The sequence below is a fragment of the Geobacillus sp. ZGt-1 genome (assembly GCF_001026865.1).
Lineage (GTDB): Bacteria > Bacillota > Bacilli > Bacillales > Anoxybacillaceae > Geobacillus > Geobacillus thermoleovorans.
On sequence record NZ_LDPD01000018.1, the window covers coordinates 76532 to 77304 of the forward strand.

The following is a 773-nucleotide window of genomic DNA, read 5'->3' on the forward strand; positions in this document are numbered from 1 at the left end:
ACAGAGCGGATGACGGCCGGTTTTCCGTTTGGGCGAATGGCTCCTCCGGCAGCGGAAAAGCGGAAGCTGCCGGTGCCAATCCAGCTTCCTTCGCCGCCGCGTCCACAGCTGGCGGCAAAACCGCAACGGCGGCAAAACCACGGTCTTTCTCGTCGTCGAAAGCGGAGGCAGCTGTAGCAAACGGCTGAAGCGCTCCTCCGTTCCCTTCATCCGGCTCTCTCAGCGGCTTCGTCTGGTCGAGCGCCCATGGCTCTGCCTCTTTGCGCAGCCGTTCATGCGGTTTGAGCGGCTGGACGGCGGCTGCTAGTTGATACTTGCGCTGGTAGCCGCGCGGCGTGATCATCACGCCGTCATGGACGAATGTCGTTGAGTTGCCGATAATCACCGTCGTCAACATGCCGATCTCATGGTCCAGCATATGCGCCAAGTCGGTGAGAACGATATGCTGCCGTTCGCGGTACGCACTTTTCACGAGTCCAACGGGCGTTGTCGGCGCACGATGGCGGAGCAGGATGCGTTGCGCCTCCACAATCTGCCGAGTGCGCCGCCCGCTTTTCGGATTGTACAACGCAATGACAAAATCGGCCGCCGCCGCGGCGTCAATCCGCTTTTCAATCAGCTCCCACGGCGTCAAATGGTCGCTCAAGCTGATCGTACACGCATCGTGCATAATCGGCGCCCCAAGCAATGCAGCGCACGAATGAATGGCGGAAATGCCGGGGATGACTTCGACTTCAATCGGACTCGCTTTCGTCCACCCTTTTTCGATCAAC

The 773-nt window shown here is 59.9% G+C and carries 1 protein-coding gene; it reads right to left on the reverse strand.

The window, feature by feature from the left end; genetic code table 11:
- The coding region (locus VU18_RS19705) for a precorrin-3B C(17)-methyltransferase (RefSeq protein WP_047757925.1) at positions 1 to 773 on the reverse strand (773 nt) is incomplete at both ends.